Below are 22,048 nucleotides of genomic sequence, written 5' to 3'. Positions count from 1 at the left end.
GCAGCAACCGGTTTCCATGCAAAGGGCGCCGCGGTCCCCCCACCACGGCGCCCCACCCCTCCCCCGAAGGGCCGAGAGCCCGCGCGGCACAGCCACGCGGGCTCTCTTGCTACTTGTCGTTATCGGCTTGGTCCTCGCCTTCGCCATCGCCCTCGAGATTCCGGGAAGGGTCCTGGTTGAGCGAGAAGCCGCCGCCGATACCGACCTGCAGCGTCTTTAGGGCGTCGCCAGCGTCGGCGCCCGATTGGGTGAAGCTGATCACCAGCGTGCCCGGGATCACGGTGAGCAGGTAATTGGCGGAGAGCGCCAGCGTGCCCTGCCCGATCGCATAGCTGCCCACCTGCTCGCCCGCCGCACGGGCCAGCGCGCCGGTGAAGCCGTCGCCGTTCACCACAGAGCCGTTCGAGACGGTGTAGCCGAACACCGGATCGGGCTGACCGAAGATCTTGGTCGTGCCGTTCACCGTGACGGTCACCGCGCGGCGGGTGATGTCGGCGGTCACCGGGGTACCGGACAGAGTGACCGAGTAGTTGGCCGCATCGGCCCCGGTCAGCGCCAGGCCGCTCACCTGCACGGTGCGGCCGGTGCCGGCATTGGCATCGGCGAAGCGGTAGCTGGCCGTACCAGTCACCGTGTCGCCCGAGATCAGGCCGGTCAGCGCAATCCGGCCGGTGGTGGCGGTGGTACCGTCATAGGCCCGGCCGTCCGCCGTCGCCGTGGCGGTGATCGCGCGGGGCGAGATCACCGCGGTGCCGGTGGTGGTGCCGGTGATCGTGTAGTTGCCGGCATCGGCGCCGCCCAGCATCAGGCCGCCGGCGGTGGCGGTGCGGGTGCCGGCATTCTTGCTGTCGAAGGCGATGCCGCTGGTGCCGACCGTCACCTGCTCGCCCGAAAGCACGCCGTTCAGGCTCAGCGAGCCGGTGGCGGCGGTGGTGCCGTCATAGGTCTTGCCATTGGCGGCCAGCGTGGCGGTGATCGCCTTCGCCACTATGTCCGCGAGGTCGGTAGCCATTGTGCTGGCGATCACATAGTTCCCCGCGTCTGCGCCCGAGAGGCTGATGCCGCTCGCGGTTACGGTCCGGCCGGTGCCGGCATTCTTGTTGTCGAAGGCCATGCCGGTGCTGTTCGCCGACACCGCATCGCCGCTCACGACCCCGTTCAGGCCCAGCGTGCCGGTGGCGGCAGTGGTGCCGTCATAGCTGCGGTCGTTCGCCGTCAGCGTCACGGTGATCGCCTTGGCGAGGATGTCCGCCAGGGCCGTCGCCGACAGGTTGACGGTGTAGTTGCCCGCATCCGCGCCCGACAGGGTGATGCCGCTCGCGGTCACGGTGCGGCCGGTGCCGGCATTCTTGCCGTCGAACGCCAGGCTGCCATTGGCGCTGACCTGGTCGTTGCCGATCACGCCACCCAGCGTCAGCGTGCCGGTGGCGGCGGTGGTGCCGTCATAGGTCTTGCCGTTGGCCGACAGCGTCGCGGTGATCGTCTTGGCGAGGATGTCCACCAGGGCCGTCACGCTGGTGCCGCTGAGCACATAGTTGCCCGCGTCATTGCCCGAGAGCGCGATGCCGCTCGCGGTCACGGTGCGGCCGGTGCCGGCATTCTTGCTGTCGAAGGCGTAGCTGCCGTTCGCGCTCACCTGGTCGTTGCCGATCAGGCCGTTCAGCGTCAGCGCGCCCGTGGCGGCGGTGGTGCCGTCATAGGTCTTGCCATTGGCAGACAGCGTCGCGGTGATCGCCTTGGCAAGGATGTCCGCCAGATCGGTGACCGTCGTGGCGGCGAGGACATAGTTGCCCGCATCATTGCCCGACAGGGTGAGGCCGCCGGCGGTGACCGTGCGGGTGCCGGCATTCTTGTTGTCGAACGCCAGGCCCGCGCCGTTCACCCCGACCGTATCGCCCGCGAGCACGCCGTTCAGGCCGAACGTGCCGGTGGCGCCCAGGGTGCCGTCATAGGTCTTGTCGTTGGCGTTCAGCACCGCGCTGATCACGCGCGGATCGATCACCACCGTGCCGGGGACGAAGGCGAAGGTGTAGCCCATCTCCGAGGCGAGCGTGCCCAGCGCGCTATAGGCGAAATAGGTGCCGGCATTGCGGCCGACGCCGCTGATCTCGGCCGCGCCCGACCAGGCATTGGCGGCGCTGTCGCCATTGACCAGGCCCGTGATCGTCGTGGTGACGTTGGGCACGGTGCCGTCATAGACCAGGTGCAGGCTCGACGGCGTGACCGTCAGAACCGGGCGATAGCCATAGACGAAGCGGTTGCCCGCATTCGGCGCGGTGGCGAAGCTGCCGGTGGCGAAATCATAGGCGTCGCCATAATAGCTGATGCCCGCCAGCCCGCCGAAGTCGTTGCCCGGATCGGAGATGCCCGGGTTGCCGCCGGTCTGGGTGTAGACCAGCCAGCGGCCATTCGACGCGCTCAGTGCCGAAGCGCCGGCGAAGTTGGCGAACAGCCCGTCCGAGGCGAGCGTGATCGCATCCCCGCCGGCCGAGGAGACGATGCTGCCGTCGGTGCCGATCTCCATGCCGCCGTGCGAGGCGATCGTGACGGAGCCGCCATTGCCCTGGACCAGGCCATCGATCACGAGTGCCGCGATGGTGTTGAGCTTCAGCCCGTTTGCCGAGAAATCGCCCAGCACGCCGATCCGGTTGTCGCCACCCAGGGTCGCGGCGCCGGTCACCTGGCCTTGCAGGCGATCGGCGGCGATATAGCCGCTGCTCTGGCTGAGCGCCCCGGTCACCCCTAGGTTCAGCGTGCCACCGACTTCGATCGCACCGTCCAGGGCGAGATCGGCCAGGTTGCGGAGCGCGAAGCCGCCATGAACCGCCAGCCCCGTCAGGCGGGCGACGCGCGAGCCCGTGCCGCCGGCATCGAGATCGACATCGCCGTTCACCGTCACCACGCCGAGTGTGGCGGCCGATACGCTAGCGCCGGTGATCGCGCGCGCCGCCTGGAGCGACACGTCGCCGCCGGTCACGTTGCCGAGGGTCAGGCTTCCGGTGCTCGCGGCGAGATTGACGACGAAGTTGCCCCGGACGTCGCCCAGGCTGGTATTGCCCTGGCCGCTGATATTGATGTGGCCGGCGCTGGTGGTCACATCGCCGAGGGTGAGCCTGCCCGACGGCCCCTGGACGGCGATCGCGCCCACCGCATCGATGTTGCCGGCGGAGAAATCACCGTTCCTGACGGAGATCTGCACCGTACCGCCGTCGATCGCGCCCAGCGCACTGGCCTCGTAGAGGTTGATCGCGACATTGCCGCCGGCCTGTATCGTGGTGCCGGTCAGGCTCGCGCCATAGTTGGTGAAGACGTTGCCCGCCGTGACCGAGGCCGCATCGGCCGCGCCGAAGCGCAGGTCCCCACCGGCGATGAGCGACAGGCTGTTGGCGCCGGTATCGAAGTAGCGGGCGCTGGCGAGCGACAGGTCGGTGCCGGCGGTCAGGCTGATCGCACTGCCCGCCTGGAGATTGCCGATGTTGAGCAGTCCGTGCGAGGCACTGATCGAGATCGCTCCCATGAACAGGAAGTCGGTCGCGCCGAAGTCGAAATCGCCGACGGTATCGGTGATCGTCAGCGAGCCGGCCCTCGACGACCAGGGCGCCAGGGTCTCGCCGGCAAAGTCACCGGCGGTGAGCGTGTAGTTGTTGTCCACGCCGACCGAGTTGACCACCTCCGCGGTGCCGGTGCCCGCGTCGATGGTGACGTTGTGGCCGAACACGCCGTACAGGCGGACGCCCTGCCCGATCGCCGTGACGTCGCCCTGGGCATCGAGCGACAACAGGCCGGTGATCGCCCCGTGCTGCGCCTCGACATGGATGTCGCCGGAGGAAATGAACACGCCGCTCGCGCCAAGATCGCCTGCCGTGTCGATGATCGTGACGTCGCCGAACGCGCCGGCGCCGCCGGACAGCGTGGGATGGAGCGCGTCGCCGCCAAAGTCCGCCGCGGTCAGCGTGTAGCTGCCGCCGCTGTTCCCGACATCGAACATCGTCAGCACGCCGTCCACCGAAGCGCTGATATTGTGGCCGCGGAGCTGGTTGATCCCCAGGTCGCCAGTGCCGACCGCGATGGCGACGTCACCCGCATCGGCGCGGACCGCGTCGAACACTCCGGTAACGCCGGACAGGTTGATCGAGACGTTCCCGCCCTGGGAGACGACGATCCCGCCACCGCTGTTGCCGCCCAGCGTGCCACCGGTCGAGACCGTATTGCTGGTGCCGGGTGTCACGCCCGCATCGGCACCGAGCGTGACATTGCCCTGCGCGTCGAGGCGGAAGCCTCCGCTCGCGATGACGGTGCGCACCGTGAGCGCGTCACCACCGAGAAGGACCGCGGCAGTGCCGGTGCCGGCATCCAGCCGGTCGATCGCCAGATCGCCGAAGCTGACGTTCACGCCGACATTCTGCGCCCGGACCAGATCGAGCGCTGCCGAATGATCGAGGTTGACGAACGCGCCGCCCGAACCGGTGACCGAGACGGTCCCGACGGAATCCGCCGCGCGCTCGAAATAGTTGTCGGTGGTGATCGAGCCAATGTTGCTTGCACCGAGCGTCGCCGTTCCGGTGATGCTCTGCACGCTGAGGCTGCCGGTGGTGCCGGTGAGCTTCGCCTGGCGCAGCGTCGCGTTGCCCATCAGCGAGAAGACGCTGATGTCGCGACCCGCGCTGGCGGAGCCGGCCGTGGTCGATCCCATCGAGGTCAGGTTCACATCGGTGCCCGCCTCGACGCCGCCGGTCACGGTGAGATTCGCCTGGCCGCGCAGCGTCACGCTGCCGGTGGAAGCGCCGGCATGGACCAGCTGGAGCCCGCCCATGGTAGAGGAGAGGTCAATCTCCGTCGCGGCCGTGATCTGGTCCAGGTTGATGGCATTGGCGCCGCCGGTAACGGCACCATGGGTCGAATTGATCGAACCGTTGCTGAGCAGGCCCGCGACGTTGAAGTCGATATCGCCCTTATAGGTGACCGTGGCGCCGCCCAGATCGAGGGCGCCCAGGCCGGTCAGGGTGAAGCTGCCTGTCTGCAAGCCGACCGGCGTGAGCGCGCTGTTCAGGAAGGTGCGGCCGGTCAGCGCGTAATCGCGACCGACGCTGACCGTGCCGACATCGACCGTGCCGGTGCCGTTGAGCACCACGTCATAGGCATTGTTCGCCTCGGCCAGCGTGATGTTGGCGCCGTTGACGGTGAGCGTGCCGTCCATGGCGAGGCCCGCACCCAGTATCGCCGTACCGCCGAGCACATTGCCGGCAGCGGTGATCGTGGTGTTGCGGCGGGCCGCGATGGTGCCCGACAGGGTGAGGTCGCCGGCAGTGTCGGTGATCAGGATGTCGAGCGGGTTGCCGCCCAGGATGTTGAACGCGCCCCCGCCGATGTCGTCGGCGGTGACCGAATAGACTCCGGGCGTGGTGATCGAACTCGCGATCAGGTCGGTGCCGGCGATCAGCGTGACGTTCGCGCCGGAGACATTGCCCAGCAGCAGCTGGTTGTTCGACTCCGCATGGACGTCGCCGGCCGCGGAGATGCTGACCGCGGTATTGTACATGGCGTCGACGGCCAGCGTCGCGTCGCCGGTAGCCAGGACGGTGATCGTGCCCGGCGTCGCGCCGACGCTATAGTCGACGGAGTTCGAGCCGCCCGGGGCGCCGAGCATGACGTTATGGCCCGAGATCAGCGCATTGTAGCCGTCGCCCGCCACGTCGTTGTTGCTGGAGCGATAGAGCGTGCCGACCGTGACATTGCCGGTGGCGGTCACCGAGATGTCGTCGCTGGTGATGATGTTGCCGATCGTCAGGTCGTTCGCCCCGCCGATGACGGTGACGCTGTTGCCCCACAGCTCGCGCATATAGCCGCCAGCCGCCGTGATACGGATGTCACCGTTGGTATCGATGCCGGCGTTGTTGATGAAGTTGCCGCCGATATCGAGCGTGACGTCGCCCGATCCGAGATTGCCGATCAGAGTCAGGCCGCCGGCGTTGGTGAAGCTGAACGCGGTGCCGCCATAGGCGCTGCCCTGCAGCCGGTTGACGTGGTTCTGCCGCTCGGCGGTGATGCCATAGCCGTTGAGCGTCAGCAGATCGGCGGTCAGCGATCCTCCCGATTGGGTGAGCTGGCCGTCCACGTCGATCACCGCGCCCATCGTCGCGACGAAGTTGCCGGTCAGATCGAGCGAGCCGGCATTGTAGATCTCGAAGTTGCCGGCGCTCACATTGCCCAGCGCCCTGAAGCTGACGGTGCGCGGATTCATCGGCGTGCCGTAGAAGCTTGCCCAGGCGCCCGGGGTGAACACGTTCAGTGTGCCGCCGCTGACCGGATCCGCGCCGGTGATGCGGATGTCGCCGCCCGCGGTCAGCGTCATGGCCGAGGTCGCGCCGGCGGTGAGCGTGCCGGAGATGTTGAGGGCGCCGCTGGTCTTGAAGGTCAGGTCGCCGGTGGCGGTCAGCCCGTTGATCCGGCCGATCGTATTGTTGCCGCCGAGCAGCACATCGCCGGTCGCCATGCCCTGGATGTTCGCGGCGGCGATGACCGAGCCGCTTGCCTGGGTGATCGAGCCATTGGTGGCGCTGAGGAATACACCGCCCCCGCCGCCCGCCTGGACGGTGCCGGTGAGATCCACCGACGCGGCGCCAAGCCCGATATAGCCGCTGCCGGTCAGGATATCGCCGAAATGGCCGATATTGTCGGTGCCGAAGTTCAGGCTGATATCGCCGGTATTGTTCTGGGCGCTGATCGTGCCGCTGATGGCGCTGGGTGCGCCGGAGGCAGTGATGGCGCCGTTCGCGCGGAGCGACAGATCGCCATCGACGACCGCGTTGTTCAGATAGATCGCGCTGCTCGACGCGTTGATGCTGGCATTGCCGTTGAAGTTGAAATTGAGCTCGAGCTGGCTCGACGGGGTGGTGATGCTGGTCAGCGTCGCCGTGCCCGCGCTGCCGGTGTTGCTGAGGCTGATCATCCGCGCCCGCAGCGCGCCGCTCGAGCCCATCCCGAGCGCGAAATCGGTCGCCAGGCCCGAGCGGACAAAGGCGATGCTGTTCGAGGCGTTGATAGAACCGGTGATCGCGGTCTGGCCGACCGCCAGCGAGATATTGTCGCCGAACAGATAGCCGAGACGATCGATCAGATTGTCGCCCGTCAGCTCGATATCGTGGCCGGTGGCATCGACGTTGAGCAGGCTCGCCTTGACCGAATTCGCGGTGATGCGGCCGACGGTGAGGTCGACCGTGCCGTTCACGGCCGAGATCAGGTTGCCGCCGAAGATGTTCGAGGTGGTGATGACAGTGACGTCGCCATTCTGCGACACCAGCCGGTCGATAAAGTTGAAGTTGCCGCCGTTCAGGTTGACCTCGCCGGCCGCAGTGACGTCGACGATGTTGGCGGTGAACAGCGCGCCGGGGTTGGTGACGCTGCCAGTATCCGAATAGAGGCCGAACTTGCCGCCCACGACGCTGTTGCCGCTGGCCCAGAGCTCGATGTCGCCGACGTTGCGGAAGAGGAAGTCGCCGCTGGTGGTTACCAGCCCGAGCTGGTCGACCACATTGGCCTGGCGCAGGTCGGCGCTGCCCGCGTTGACCGCCAGCGACTGGGCAGTGATCGTGCCACCGGTCTGGCTGATGCCCGCGCCGCCGTTCAGCGAGGCAGTGATGCCGGCGGTGACGTCGTCGGTCAGCGCATAGGCGGTCGAGCCATAATAGGTCAGCTCGGTGCCGGCGCTGAGCTTGCCGAGAGTGCCGATCACATTGCTTTGGTTGAACGAGATCGAGCCATGCGCCGAGGCAGTGAGCGAGCCGCCGTTCATCACGCCCGATTGCCAGATATTGCCGTTGGTCGAGGTCAGGTCGATCGCGCCGGTGGTCCCGGCATCGATCCCGCCGACGGTGAAGGTCCCGTCGTTCACGAAGGTCACATTGTCGCCGCTCAGCGAGACGGTGCCGCCGGCATCGACAAGATTGGCCGCATCGAGCGTGACGTCGCCAGCAGCGTTGACGTAGAGCCAACCCGCCTTGATCCGCCCCCCGGTCTGGTCGATCGCGCCACCGGCATCGAGGCTGAGATAGCCGCTCGCGTCGATATTGCCGGTCAGCGCGACCGCGTCGAGGCTCTTGATCACGACGTCGCCGAAGCTGCTGCTCAGCGTGCCGAGCGCGGCGATATGGTTGGTGGTGCCATCGAGGTTCACGCTGCCATAGCCGCTGGCATTGAGCAGGTTGGCGGTGATCGAGCCGGAGGTCTGGCGGATGAAGCCGCCATTCGCGGTCCCGCCCAGCGTGACGGTGTCGCCGCGGATGTCGCCCTGGATATCGAGCAGGCCCGACAGGATCGAGACGTCGCCGGTGGTCGTGGTCGCCCCGTAGACATAGCTCAGATTGCCGGTGATCGAGATGCCGGTCGCCGCCTGAAGCGTGACGCCGCCGCTGTTGACCGCACCGCCCGCCATCGAGATCGAGCCGCTCTGGCTGGTCAGGAAGGTCTGGTACATCCCGTTCTGGATCGCGCCGGCAATCGCGAAGCTGCCGTCGTTGACGAACTCGAACTGGTAGCCGTTGAACCCGCCGATCGAATTGACGTGGTTGGCGGTGTTCAGGAAGACACCGCCGCCGATCGGGTTCACGGTCAGGAGGTTGGCGGTGATGTTGCCGCCACTGATGTCGCCGCCATTGTTGATCGTGACATTGTGGCTGCCGGCGTTGATCGCGTCGATCTGCAGCGCCACGCCGTTGCGCAGGCTGAGGTCCGAGCCAGTCGAGATCAGGCCGATGCGGCTGATCTGGTTGCCCGTGTTGTCGAGCACGACATTGGTGCCCGTGGCCGAGAAGGTGCCCGCGAGGATCGAGGTGCCGGCGAGTTGGGTGACCGCGCCGCCGTCCGAGATCATCTCGACGATATGGCCGGCCGCGCTGATGTTGCCGAGCTCGAAATCGCCGGTGTTGCGGAAGCGCAGGTCCTTGCCGTTCGAATTGAGCATCGCCTGGGCGACGTCGTTATGGCCGAGCAGGCTTATGCCATTGGCCGCAGTCACGCCGCTGGTGGCCTGGAGCTGGCTCGACTCGATCACCCCGGTGGCGGCGACCTGGGTGATGTTGCCGCCCGCGCTGAGCTTAACCAGCGTGGGCGCCGTGATCGTGCCGGTGAGGCTCAGATTGCCGGTGGTGTTGAAGGTGAAGCTGCCGTCGGTGGCGACGTTCCCGACCGCGCCGATCGTGTTGGCCTGATCGAGCACGATATCGCCGTCGAGCGAGGTCGCGGACAGCGACCCGGCCGAGATGGCGACGTTCTGGGTGATGCCACCGCTGTCCGAGGTGAGCGAGAGCTGGCCCGCCGCGCTGACCGGGCCGAGCAGGATCGCGTTCGTCGAACGATAGCTGATGCTGCCGGTCGTCGAGATCAGCTCGGTGACGAGCACGGGCTCGATATTGTTGGCGCTGTCGAGCGTGATCGAGCCGTTCGCATGCGCGACCAGGTTGCCGGTGCTGATCACCCCGCCCTGCTGGAGGATCGCGCCGTTGTTCGAATAGAGCGAAACCTGCTGGCTGAGCGTACTGATGTTGTCGGTGAGGACCAGGTCACCGGCATTGGTGAGCGTGATGCTGCCAAGACCGCCAACATTGCGGACCTCACCGAAGCGCGCGACCGAATTGGCCCGGTTCAGGTTGATGCCGGCAAAGGCGGTCAGCGTGGCGGTGCCGCCCACCGTCAGCGTGGTACCCAGGTTTTGGCCGATGATCCGGGTGTCCGACAGCAGCGTGAGGTCTCCGCCCACGCTGAGGTTCGACAGGACGAGCTCGCCATAGTTGCGCAGGCGCAGGTTGCCGGTGGTCGTGCTCAGATCGCCCAGGGCATCGAAATTGTTGGCGCCGAACAGGTCCAGCCCGGTGCTCGCATGGGCCGAGAGGTTCGCCGTCACGATCGCGCCCACGGTCTGGGTGATCGCGCCCGTGGTGGAATTGAGCGTGACCGAGCTGCCGACAAGGTTTCCGGCAACGCCGTAATCGCCATGCCCGGTATAGCTGATCGCGCCGCCCGTGCTCAGCCCGCCCAGCTGCACGAGCTGGTTCTCGCGGGTCAGCGTGATGTCGCCGATCGCGTTGGCGTTCAGAATGCGCCCGGTGAGGATGCCCGCATTCTGCGTGATCGAGCCCGCGGCAACGGTCAGCCGGATATCGCCTGAGTTCCCGGCAGTGATGTCGCCGGCCAGCACGACGCCGCTGGCGCCGGTATAGGTGATGTCGCCGGACTGGGTGGTCAGGCCATAGATGGTTCCGATGGTGTTGGCCGAGCCGAGCAGGTTGATCACATTGACCGCGCTCGCATCGAGCCCGCCGGCCGTGATCGAACCGCCGAACTGGGTGATGCTTACGCCCGAGCTGAGCGACAGGCGGCCCGTGCCGATGTTGATGTTGCCGCTCAGATCGAAGCTCGAGCTCGAGCGGAAGGCCGCGTCGCCGCCCGCCGTGACATCGCCGATCTGGCCGATGCGGCCGCCCAGGCTGATGCCGCCGCTCGCCGAGGCGGTCAGCGTGTCGATATCGGCGTTGTCGCCCAGGCTGCCGATGCTGCCATTGGTGACGGTGAGCGAGACATTACCACCCTCGAGGCGGTTGAACCGGGTGTTGCCGTTCGAGACGGCGGTGATGTCACCAGAGCCGCTCGCAGTAACGAGGTTCGCCCTGTCGAGCTGGTTGGTGGCGCTGGTCAGGCTGATGCTGGTGCCAAGGAACGAAAGCTGGCCTGCCGGACCGGTGTTGACGATTCGGCCGCCGCTCTGGGTGATCGCTCCGTTTGCAGTCAGATCGACATAGTTGGTGGCAATGTCGCCGCGCAGATCCAGCGGCCCCGATACGGCCAGGACGAGCTGGGTATCGACATTGCCGAGCGCGTCGATCGCGTTCCCGATGCCGGAAAGTCCCTTGAGCTCGACGTAAGCGCCCCCGGTCACATTGAGCGTACCGGCGGTGATCAGGCTGCTGCCGGCCTGGAGGATATATCCGGTCGTGGCATTCATCGAGCGGAGCGAAAGCGCCTGCCCCGCGGCGCTGATGTTGCCGTTGATGTTGAAGCCGTCGGCATCGGTATAGGCGATGCCGCCGCTGGTGGCGTTGCTCAGCCCGGCGATGCCCGTGATGTTGTTGGTCGTGCTGGTGAGCGTGAGGCCGGTGACGGCGCTGGCGTCCAGCAGACTGGTGACGATCCTGCCGCTATTCTGGGTGAGCGCCCCGCCGCTGGCGAGCGTCACCGTCTGTCCGACGCCGGTGATGTCGCCGTTGATCGTCACGCTGTTCTGGCTGCGGAAGGCGATCCCGCCGGCGCCGCTGGTGCTGTTGCTCAGCCCGCCGATCGCATCGATCGTGTTGCCCGCATTGCTGAAGTCGATGCCGGTCGCGGCGCTGAGCGTGACGCTGGTGGCGTCCACGGCGACGGACTGGGTGATCGCGCCGGTGTCGGAGATCAGCGTTAGCGCACCGCGGCCGTTGTAGAATCTGAAGTCGCTGTTCGCCTCGATGCTGCCCTGGTTGCGGAACGCGATCGAGGTGCCGCCCGAGCTGAGATAGTTGCCGATCGCGCCGACCTGGTTCGCGCCGAGCAGGCTGATGTCGCCGCCAACGGCCGAGATGTACTTGGCAATGATCCGCCCGCCGGTCTGGGTGATCGCGCCGTCGGTGGACAGGCCGATGCCGCTATTGGCGCCCGTGGTGATCGTGCCTGCGCTCTGGTTCAGCGTGTGGCCGCTTAGCTCGATGCCACCAGCCGCGGTGATGTCGCCGACGATGTTGAGGTTCGAGCTCGAGGTGTTGATCTGGATGTCGGTGCCGCTCTCGATGGAGTCGAGCGTGTTGAGATTGGTGAAATCGAGATTGAAATTGTCCTCGGCGCTGCCGGTCAGCCGGTCCGCGCTGACATAGCCGGTGCCGTTGACCGCGCCGCCCGAGTAGAGCGCCAGCGTGCCGCCCACCGTGCCGCCGGCCACTACGATGTCGCCCGGTGTGTTCACGGTCAGCGAGCCGCCGACCGACATGCCAGAGGCGAGCGTGGTGGCGAGCGCGGAGCGCAGCGTCGCGTCGCCGGTGACGTTCAGCCCGAAGGTGCCGACCTGATTGGCGTTGTCGAGGACGGCCGAGGCATTGGGGGCCGTGGTCGCGACGTTGAGCCGGTTCGCGGTGATGACATTGCCGGTCGCCTGGCTGAGCCCGTCTTCCGCGGTGATCGAGACGGTCTGGCCTGCGGCGGTGATGTCGCCTTCCAGGATGACGGTGCCCAGCAGGTTGAGCGCGATGCCGCCGCTGCCGCTGTTGGTGACCGTGCCGAGATGGTCGACCGCGATCTGCCCGCCGGCGCCTGGGCCCGAATAGATGCCGTTGGCGGCGGAGAGGGTCAGCGTGCCGGCCGAAGACGAGCCCGCGCCGGTGAAATTGATGTTGCCCTGCGAGGTGATCGTGGCCGCGCCGCTGGCGTTGAGCCGGAGGTTGAGATCGCCATAGGACAGGAAGCTGCCGCTGCCCATCGTGATATTGGCCTGGCCGCCGACGATGTTGATGACATTGCCCATGTCGAGCGTGCCGGCGGTGTTCAGGTTCAGATTATAGGTGTTGATCACCCCGCCCTGGCCCTGGGTGATGCCGGCGGCATTGGTGAGCGTGGTGGTGCCGCTGACCACGATGTTGCCGTTCAGGCCAAGCGCCCCGGTCGACAGGTTCGAATTGGCGGTGAAGTCGCCGTTGTCGATCTGGATGGAATCGAGATTGTCGAGCGCGTTCGCGCCCAGCGTGGCGCTGCCGTTCATCAGGCGGAGCCGCAGGTATCCGCCGGTGATCGTGCCGCTGTCCTGGACCAGCGCGCCGTTGCCGACGAAGAAACTGACATACTGGCCCGGCGCAGTCACGTCGCCGGCGAGGTGCATCTCGACATCGGAGGCGATGGCGATCCCGACATTGGCGGCGCTGCTGCTGTTGGTCAGGCCGTCGATAGTGTGGATCTGGTTGCCGATCTGGTTGAGCACCAGCCCATCGACCGCCGAGGCGGTGAGGTGGTTGGCGATGACGGTGCCGCTATTCTCGCGGATCGCGCCGGCATCGGCGATGAGCGTGACATGGTCGCCGCGCACATTGCCGGCGATCTGGAAGCCGTTGATGTCGTGGAAGCTTACGTCGCCGTCGGCGGTGAGCGCGCCCAGCGTACCGATATCGTTGGCAGCACCCAGCGTGATCGCGCCGGTAGCGCCGCCCGCGGTCGCATAGAGCGACGTGGCGGTGAGCGTGCTGTTGTTGCCCTGCGTGATCGCGCCCTGGGCGCCGAGCGTCAGCCTGCCGCCGACACTGATATTGTTGAGCAGGCCGAGCGACGTGCTGCCCGTCGTGAACGTGGCGTCGCCCGAGGCGCTGACCGCGCCGAGATAGGTGAAGCTGTTGGCGGCGTTGCCGAAACTGACGGTGCCATGCTCCGCAATCGCGGACAGCGCGTTGGCGCTTATGGCGCCCGTCGAGGTGATCGAGCCATTGTCCGAGGTCAGCGCCAGGTTGCCGCCCGACGTGAAGCCGCCCAGCGCGTCGAGGTCGATCGATCCGGCGTTGCGCAGGATCAGGCCGCCGTTCGTGGCGACGGAAACCGAGCTGCCGGTGCTATTGAAGCTGTTCGCACCGTTGAAGATGATCGCGTAACCGCTCAGCGCGATGGTATTGGCCACGATCCGGGCGGTGGTACCGACCTGGCTCAGATTGCCCACGCTGGTGAGGTGGACGTCGTCGCCGGTGATCGTGCCGCCGAACTGCGAGATTCCGCCCATATTCGCCCGCAGGTCCACGGTGCCGAGCGTGCTCGTGCCGGCGGTGACGTCGCCGAGGATCTGAAAGCTGTTGGCGTCGGTGAACAGTACATTCCCGGACGTCGTGACCAGCTTGCTGACGCTGTTCACATCGGTGTTGAACGTGAGGTCGATCGCCCCGCCTGCGGTGAGCGACAGGTCGCCCGCCCGGATATAGGCTCCGAGCACGCCGCCCGCCGTGGTGACGACCGCGTTGCCCGTGGTGCTGACGGTGAGGTCGAGCGTGGATGTGCCGGCATTGTTGAAGGTGACGGTGCCGCCGCCCTGCGACGTGCCGCCGAAACTGGAGAGGCTGTTGGCCTTGTCGAGCGTGATGCTGCCGGCCGCGCCGGTGAGCACGGTGTTGCCGGTCACGATGCCGGCGCTCTGGGTGATCGAGCCGGTATTGGCGATCAGGCTCGCGGCGAAGAAGTTGCTCGTCGCGGTCAGATCGATGCTGCCATCGGCGACCAGCGTGAAGCCGCTGCTGACCGAGGACGCGCCCAGGTTGATGTCGCCGGCGGTGTAGACCGTGGCGTTGACCGCGGAAACGGTGAGCGTATCGGCATCGACCTTGCCATGCGGAGTCGTGACCACGCCGACCGTGGTAGTGCCAGTGGTGATGTTGCCGCCGCTGGCGAGCGCAACGGTGCCGGGCGCGGTGATGTCGCCTTCGATGGCGAAGCCGTTGGTGTCCGCGATCCGGATGTCGCCCACGCCAGTGGAGAGACCGGACAGGGTCGTGAAGTTGTTGGCCTGGGTCAGATTGATGCCGGTGGCGGCGTTCGCGATCAGCGTAGCGACAGTGATCGCGCTCGTCTGGCCAATGCTGCCCGTATCCGACGTCAGCGTGAGCGTGCCGAAGCTGTTGGCGGTGCCCGGCAGCGTGATGCTGCCGAGGTTGCGGATGGTGACGTTCTTGCCGTTGCCATGGCCGAAATCGAGCAGCTGACCGAAATTGTTCGCGCCGCCGAGCAGCAGGTCGCCGCTCGTGCCCGTATAGAGCCGGTCCGCGGTGATCGCACCGCCGGTCTGGTTGATCCCCTGCACGGCATAGATATTGACGCCGCCGCCAGTGATGTTGCCCGTCAGGGCCAGCAGCGAGTCACTGAAGATGTCGATATCGGTGCCGCCGGTGTTCTTGGCGGTCAGGTCGCCGAGCGAACCGATGTGATTGTTGCCATAGTTGAAGACGAGCTTGCCGTTGCTGGCAGTGGCGCTCAGCCTGTCGGCGTTGATCGGGCCGCCGATGATGTCGCCGGTATCGGAAATCAGCGTGGTGTAGTGGTTGCTGCCGGCCTGATTGGCGGACCCGCTCATGTTGATCGTGCCGACCGCGCGCAGCGCCAGGTCGTGGGTGACCGTGTAGATGCTGATCGAGGGGATTTCGTTCGCGCCGAGCAGGGACACGTCGGTGGCGCGGAAGCTCAGGCCATAATCGCCGGCCACCACCTTGGCACTGGCGTCCTGCGTGACCGACTGGGCGGCATCGAGCTCGACGCTGTAGCCGCTGATCGTGCCGCTGTACTGCAGGAGCGAGCCCTGGCTCGAGTTCAGACGGACATAGCTGGAGCCGGTCCCGCCGCTTGCGGTGACATCGCCGTCGAGGTTGATGTCACCCTGATTCTCGACGTCAATCGCACCGGCCGACGAGGTCAGATAGCGATAGCTGCCGACATTGATGGTGACGGTCTGGTCGTTCAGATAGACACCGCCGGCCGCGTTGATCCCCACCGAATTGGCGATCACGCTGTCGTTGTTGCCGGCATAGCCCCCGGCATCGACGGTGAGGTCGCCGGTGGTGTCGATCTTGAAGAAGATATCAGCATTGCCGGTAAGGTTGATGTCCCCGCCGTTGCTCGAACTCGCCCAGATGATCGCGTTGCCGGTGCTATCGAGCCTGATGCTGTCGTGCGCGGTGGCGGTGACCTTGTTGGCCGAGATCGTGCCGCTGGCGCCGCGTCCGATCGTGCCGAAATTCGCCGTCAGCGCCGCGTCGCCGCCATTGGTGTTGAGCAGGCCGGCGACAGTGAGATTGCCATCGGTGTCGATCGCGAAATTGCCGTTGGTGGTGACGGTGCCGAGCTGGATGTTGCCGCCGGCGACCAGATTGGCGCTGGTCGCCGAGACGTTGAGCAGGCCGCCCGCAACGACCAGCCCGCCATTGGTGGTGATCGCCCCGCCCGAGGTGAGCGAAAGCGCGCCGGCCGCACGCACCTGACCTGTCAGGTCGAAGGCATTCGCATCTACGATGGTGACGCCGCCGCCCTGGCTGCGGATCGCGCCCAGATGGCCGATAGCGTTCCCTGCATAGTCGAGCACGATGTCGCCAGCTGCGTTGGCCTTGAGCGTACCGGCCTCGAAGCGGTTGCTGAAGCTGGTCTGGCTGATCCCGCCGGTGTCCGAGGTGAGCGTGACGGTGCCGTCCGGCGCCTCGATCTGATAGTCGAGCACGATGGCACCGACATTGTGCAGCGTGATGTCGTGGCCGGTGCCGCTGTCGTACTGGTCGGTGTCGAGCCGGCCGACCACGTCGATCTGGTTCGCCCCGGTCAGCGAGATATTGCCGTTGGTGATGACGTTGAGCCGGTCGGCATCGATGATGCCGCCGGTCTGGCTGAGCCCGGTATTGCCGTAGAGGCTGATGTTCCGGCCGGTGACATTGCCGGTCAGCACCATGCTGCCATTGTAGGTGGTCAGCAGGATGGACTGGCCGGCGGTGATGGTGCCAAGCGAGGCGATCGTACCGTCGAGGCTGATCGAACCCGCCGCGCTCACGGTCAGGCGCGAGGTGTCGATACCGGAGTTGGTGCTGAGGATGTTCCCGGTATCGGAGATCAGGGTGAGCGCGCCACCCGTGCGATATCCGCCGGTCCCTCCCAGGATCGGGCTGAGATCGATGTTGCCGAGGTTGCGCAGCGTCAGGTCGCCGCCCACCGCAAGGTCCGTAAGGGTGGTGAAGTCGTTGGCCTCGCCCAGCGTCGTATTGCCGCCGCTGGTCAGCGAGAGGTTGGTGGTGTGCAGGCTCGCGCCCGTGCCCTGGCTGATCGCGGTGCCGGCATTGAGCGCTATCGTATCGGCGGTGAGCGTCGTGCCCGCATTCTGGGTGATCGCGCCGCTGTTCGATGTCAGGTATATCCCGGCGCTTACGCCGATCGACTGAGTGACGTTGAAGTTGCCGGCATTGGCGAAGGTCACCCCCGGCCCGGTCATCGCGCCGAGATTGGCGACCTGGTTGGCGCCGCCGACATTGATCCCGCCGGTCGCCGACATGCTCAGCGTATCGGCGGTGATCACGCCCCCGGTCTGGAGAATGTAGCCGGCGACATCGGTGATCGACACCGTCTGCCCCGCCGCGCTGATGTTGCCGGTCAGGCTGGTGTGCGACCCGCTATAGCTGACGATGTTGATGCCGCCGCTGGTCGTGTTGGTGACCGTGCCGAGATTGAGGATGCCGTTGTAGCCGCCGAAAAGCGTTGCGCCCGGCAGGTTGATGCCGGTGACGGCGCTCAGATTGGCGGTATTCGCCCCAAACGTGGCGGCATTGCTTTGGGTGATCGCCCCGCCCGAGCTCAGCGAGATCGTGCTGAAATAGACGGACTGGTCGATCAGCAGGTCGGTGGTGCTGTTGAGCGAAAGCGTGCCGTTACCCGAGGTGGCGATGAGCCGGTGAATCCGGTTCGCCTGGTTGAACGTGGCCGAGCCGCCGCCGACGGTGATCACGCCGAGATAGTCGACGTCGATGATGCCGGCGCTCTGGGTGATCGAACCCGCACCGGCGGTGCGCAGCGAAACGCCCCCAGTGCCAGCTGTGGTCGCAGTGATGTTACCCGCGATGTCGAAGCCATTGGCATCGCGATAGAAGATGCCGCCATTGGTGCTCGACGCTCCGCCAAGCGTCGCGATGTTGTTGCTGGTGCTGAGGAGCGTCACGTCGCTGGCGCCGCTCAGGAAGAGCTGGTCCGCAAGGACGTAGATACCCGCGCCACTGTTCTGGCTGATGCCGCCGGTGTTCGAGGTCAGCCTGAGCGTGCCGCCCGCGGCGTCGACCCGGCCGTTAAGGATGATGTCGCCATTGTTGCGGAAGGTGATGCTGTGGCCGCTGGTGAACAGATTGGCGTTGAGGCTGCCCACCGTGGTGACTGCATTCGCCTGGTCGAGCGTGATGTTGTTGTTGGCGGTGGCGTTGAGCGTGCCGGCGGTGATCTTGGTGCCGGCGTTCTGGGTGATCCCGCCATTCATCGCGAGCAGAGTCACATTCGTGGCGGTGATGTCGCCGGTCAGGGCGAATCCGGGGAGATCGGTGCCGATCTCGATGTCGCCGCCCGCCTTCAGCGTGCCGAGCGAGCCGATCAGATGACCGCCGCCGCCAAGCAGGATCGACCCGTTCAGCGCCGTGGCGGTTAGCTTCGAGGTGGTGACGACATTGCCGGCAGAGATGTCGCCGGTGTCCGAGGTCACGGTCAGTGCGCCGCCCAGGGTTGCGCCGCCGCCGACGGTCGGATCGAGATCGATGCTGCCCAGGTTGCGCAGCGTCAGGTCGCCACCGATCGAGAGAACGGCGATGCTGGTGAAGTCATTGGCCTGGCCCAGCGCCACGCTACCGCCGCTGGTGAGCGACAGGGCGCCGCCGTGCAGCGTGGCACCGCTGCCCTGGGTGATGCCGGAGGCGCCGTTCAGCTTGATGTTGTCGCCGGTGATCGTGCCGGAATTCTGGAGGATGCTCCCGCCCGAGATCAGGCTGACGGTGTTGCCCGTGCCGCCCGCAGTGACGTCGCCGTCGAGCTTGATGTCGCCGGTAAGGTCGAGGCTGACCAGGCCATCGTCCGTGGAGAGATGGCTGAAGCTGCCGATATCGACCGTGAAGCCCGTGTTGACCAGGTTGATCCCGGTGCCCGCGCTGATCGACACTGAGCTGGCGACCACGTCGCCGGTGTTGCTCGCCTGCCCGCCCGTCTCGACGGTTAGGGTGCCGGTGGTGTTCGCTGCGAAGCCGAGATCATTGTCGCTGCTGAGATGGATGGCGCCGCCGCCGCTCGAGATCGCCCAGAAATTAGCGTAGCCGGAGCCGACGAGCGTGATCGCCCCGGTGGCATCCGCCGTCGTCGAAAAGGCGGAGATCGTGCCGCCATTGCTGGTGATCGCGCCATTGGTGGTGGACAGGATCAGGTTGCTGGTGCCGGTGTTGATCGCGCCGGTCAGCTCGATATTGCCGTCGCTGCCCAGGTAGAAATTGCCGCCGCCAGACGTGCTCACTGCGCCCAGCTTGATAGCGCCGGCCCCGGTCAGCGATGCGCCGCCGCCGGCGGTTACCGCCAGCGTGCCGCCGAGCGAAAGCGCGCCCGAATTGGCATCGATCGCCCCGCCGGACTTGAGGGTAATGTTGCCCGCCGCCGCGCTGATATCGCCATCGATGGTGAAGCCATTGTCTTCTCTAAGGCTGATATTGCCCGTCGCGCTCGTCAGGCCGGTGACGCTGCCGACCTTGCTCACGATGTAAGTCGCATCGTCGAGCATGATGTCGCCATGCGCCTGAACGTTCAGCGTGTCGGCGGTGAAGCCGCCGTACACGCCGACGGAACCCTCGTCCGAGATCAGCTTGAGCGTGTGGACGGGAACGAGCCACGCGCCCAAACTAGTATCGACGGACAGATTGCCGAGCGAGCGTATCGTGACGTTGGCGTTGGTGCCCCAGCTGAAATAGGGGAAATCGCCTAACCGGTTCGCGCCGGTTAACAGCAGGTCGGTACCGGCAAGTGCCCCAAAAACACCATTGCTTGCCTGAACGCTCGCGCTGCTGTCCTGCTTGATCGCGTAGGTGGCGCGGAGGGAGATGTCGGCGCCGAAGATCGTGCCGGCGGCCTGGGTGAGCGTGCCGTTCGGCGCGACCAGTTCCACCCGACCGACGTCCGCTCGGCCGACATCCCCGTCGACCGTGAAGTCGCCGTTGTTATAGACAGAGACGTTCGTGCCGATCAGCCGATGATAGGTGTCGACAGCAACCGTGTTGCCATTGCTGCCAATCTGGATGTCGCGAGCGGCCTCGGCGGTCAGCGAACTGGCGGTGAGGCCGGGGCCCACGACGACATCGCCACTCTCGCCATAGAGGCTGACGTCGCCGAGCGCGCCGTGGAGGTAGAGTTTCATCGCGTCGCCGCGAATCCGCACGGCACTGCCGTTGCCGCTGGTGACGTCCGAAACAAGGCTCTGGTCGCCCAGATGGTTGCCCGTCTGGTTCAGGTCGATCCCGGTGACGGCATTGAGGGTGAAGCTGGTGCCCAGGCTGATCGTGCCGCTGGTCTGCCGGATCGCGCCGCCCCGCGAAGTGAGCGACAGCGCGTTGCCCGCATGGATAACGCCGCCGAGAACGAGATTACCGTCCATCGCGAGGGTGATGTTGCCGCCCGCGCTCAGATCCCCGAACTCGGTGTAGCCGCCGTCCGAGCTGAGATTGATCGCACCGCCTGCGGTCACGAACAGCCCGCCGGAGTTCAGTGCGTTCGTGCCCGAAGACGTCGCATTGCCCCCGACGGTGAACCGCGCGAGCGAGAAGGTGTTCACCTTGAAATCGAGATTGCCCGTCGCGTTGACCGTGACGCGCTCGCCATCGGCGGAATTAGCGGTGAGGCTGGTGAAGCTGTTGGCGCCGCCAAGGTCGATCTCGCCAGCGGCATTGGCGATGACGGTGCCGCCGCCGGAGATGAAGCCACCGGTCTCGCGGATCGCACCGGTATCCGCGGTGAGCGAGAGCTGGTCGCCGAGCAGCATCCCGAACTCGTTCGACAGCGTGATGCCGCCGGTCGCCTGGATCGTCACCGCGCCCTGGGACTGGCCGTAGCCGATATTGGCGTCGCCATTGACCTTGAACGAACCGCCGCCGCCCAGGGACAGCTCCAGGCTGCCGGCGCTGATCGAGCCAGTGGTGGTATCCATGAAGCCGCGCGCGCCGAGCGTGACCTTGCCCGGAGCGCTGATCGCGCCGGTGAGGATGACTCCATCCTCGTCGCCGATATAGGCGAGATCGCCCGTGACAGTGTTGAGCGCGCCGAGCTTGTCGACCCGGTTGGCGCTGAACGAGTTGAAGTTGATGCCCGTCTGCGCACTGGCGGTGAGCGTGTCGGCCGTGATCACGCCGGCGTATTGCTTGACGTCGGTATTGTCGCTGCGGAGATTGACGACGGCACCGCTCTCGCCGACATCGCCGCGCAGCAGCACGTTCTCGGACGCGACGAAGTCCACCTTGGGCCCCGCGACCGACCCGCCGTACGTGGTGACGTATCCCGCCCCGATGCCGGATAGCGGTGCCGCCGCCGCAGCGCCGTTCACGATATCGTGGTTCGCGCTGAGTACGATCGCGCCAGTCTCGTCAGTCGCGACCGTGGTGGCGCTGATCGTGCCGGTGTTCATGATACCGGCCACCAGGCCCGACTTCGAGACCGCCGCGACGAACACGCGGTTGCCGCCGATGTTACCGGCCAGGTTGATCGCATCGGTGCCGGAAGTGCCGGCGCCGTCCGCCACCTCGAAGCTCAGCAGATCCATGTCGTCGGTCGAGGTCGGCCGGAAGCTGATCTGGTATTTGGACGCCGAGCCGACGAGCACATTACCGCCGTCCTGCGCCGAAATGCTCGATCCCGTCTCGGTGGTGACCACCGGTGCCACCAGCGCGATCGCGCCGCCATGGCTGTTGATCTGGGCACCGTTCTGCACGGTGATGTTGCCGGTCCCCGCCCCGGTGAAGCCGAACTGCGTCGAGCCGCCGTCGAGGAATCCGCCCGCGCTGCTATCGGTCGCGCGGTCGATCGCCGCGGTGGTGACGAGCAGGCCGCCGGTGCTGATCCGGGCATTGGCGCCGATCACCACGCCATTGGCGTTGTAGATCCAGATATTGCCGCCGGTCGGACCGCCCGCGCCGATCATGCCGTTCAGACTGCCGTTGATCGTGCTGCCCGCGCCGCTCACCCGGTTGAGCACGATGTCGCTGCGATTGGCGAAGACGAAGTTCGCCGTGTCGCCCGAATTGATGTCGAACTTGTCCCAGTCGATCACCGTGCGCGTGGCACCCGCTCCCATCGTCACCGTGGTGGTGTTGGGGAGCGACTGGTCGATCGCCGGCCCGGCACCGTTGCTCTGCGCGGGCGTGCCGCCCTGGACCAGCTGGGCATGCGCGGGCGCGGCCCAGACCGCGGCGAGCGCGAGCGCGCCGAAGGCCGAGGTGGTGAGCAGGCGGCGATTGGGGCGGCGGCGGAGAGCGGACAT

General features: G+C 66.4%; 1 protein-coding gene. It reads right to left on the bottom strand.

From position 1 onward, the window contains the following. Positions 1-109: 109 nt before the first annotated feature. Positions 110-22,048: a YDG domain-containing protein gene (locus tag GGR46_RS01865; RefSeq protein WP_183994030.1), complete on the bottom strand. Its 21,939-nt coding sequence runs from the start codon at positions 22,046-22,048 to the stop codon at positions 110-112.

This window comes from Sphingomonas kyeonggiensis (assembly GCF_014196745.1).
GTDB classification, from domain to species: Bacteria; Pseudomonadota; Alphaproteobacteria; order Sphingomonadales; family Sphingomonadaceae; genus Sphingomonas; species Sphingomonas kyeonggiensis.
The sequence above is the reverse complement of the archived record's forward strand: the minus strand, read 5'-3'. Positions and strand labels throughout refer to the sequence as shown.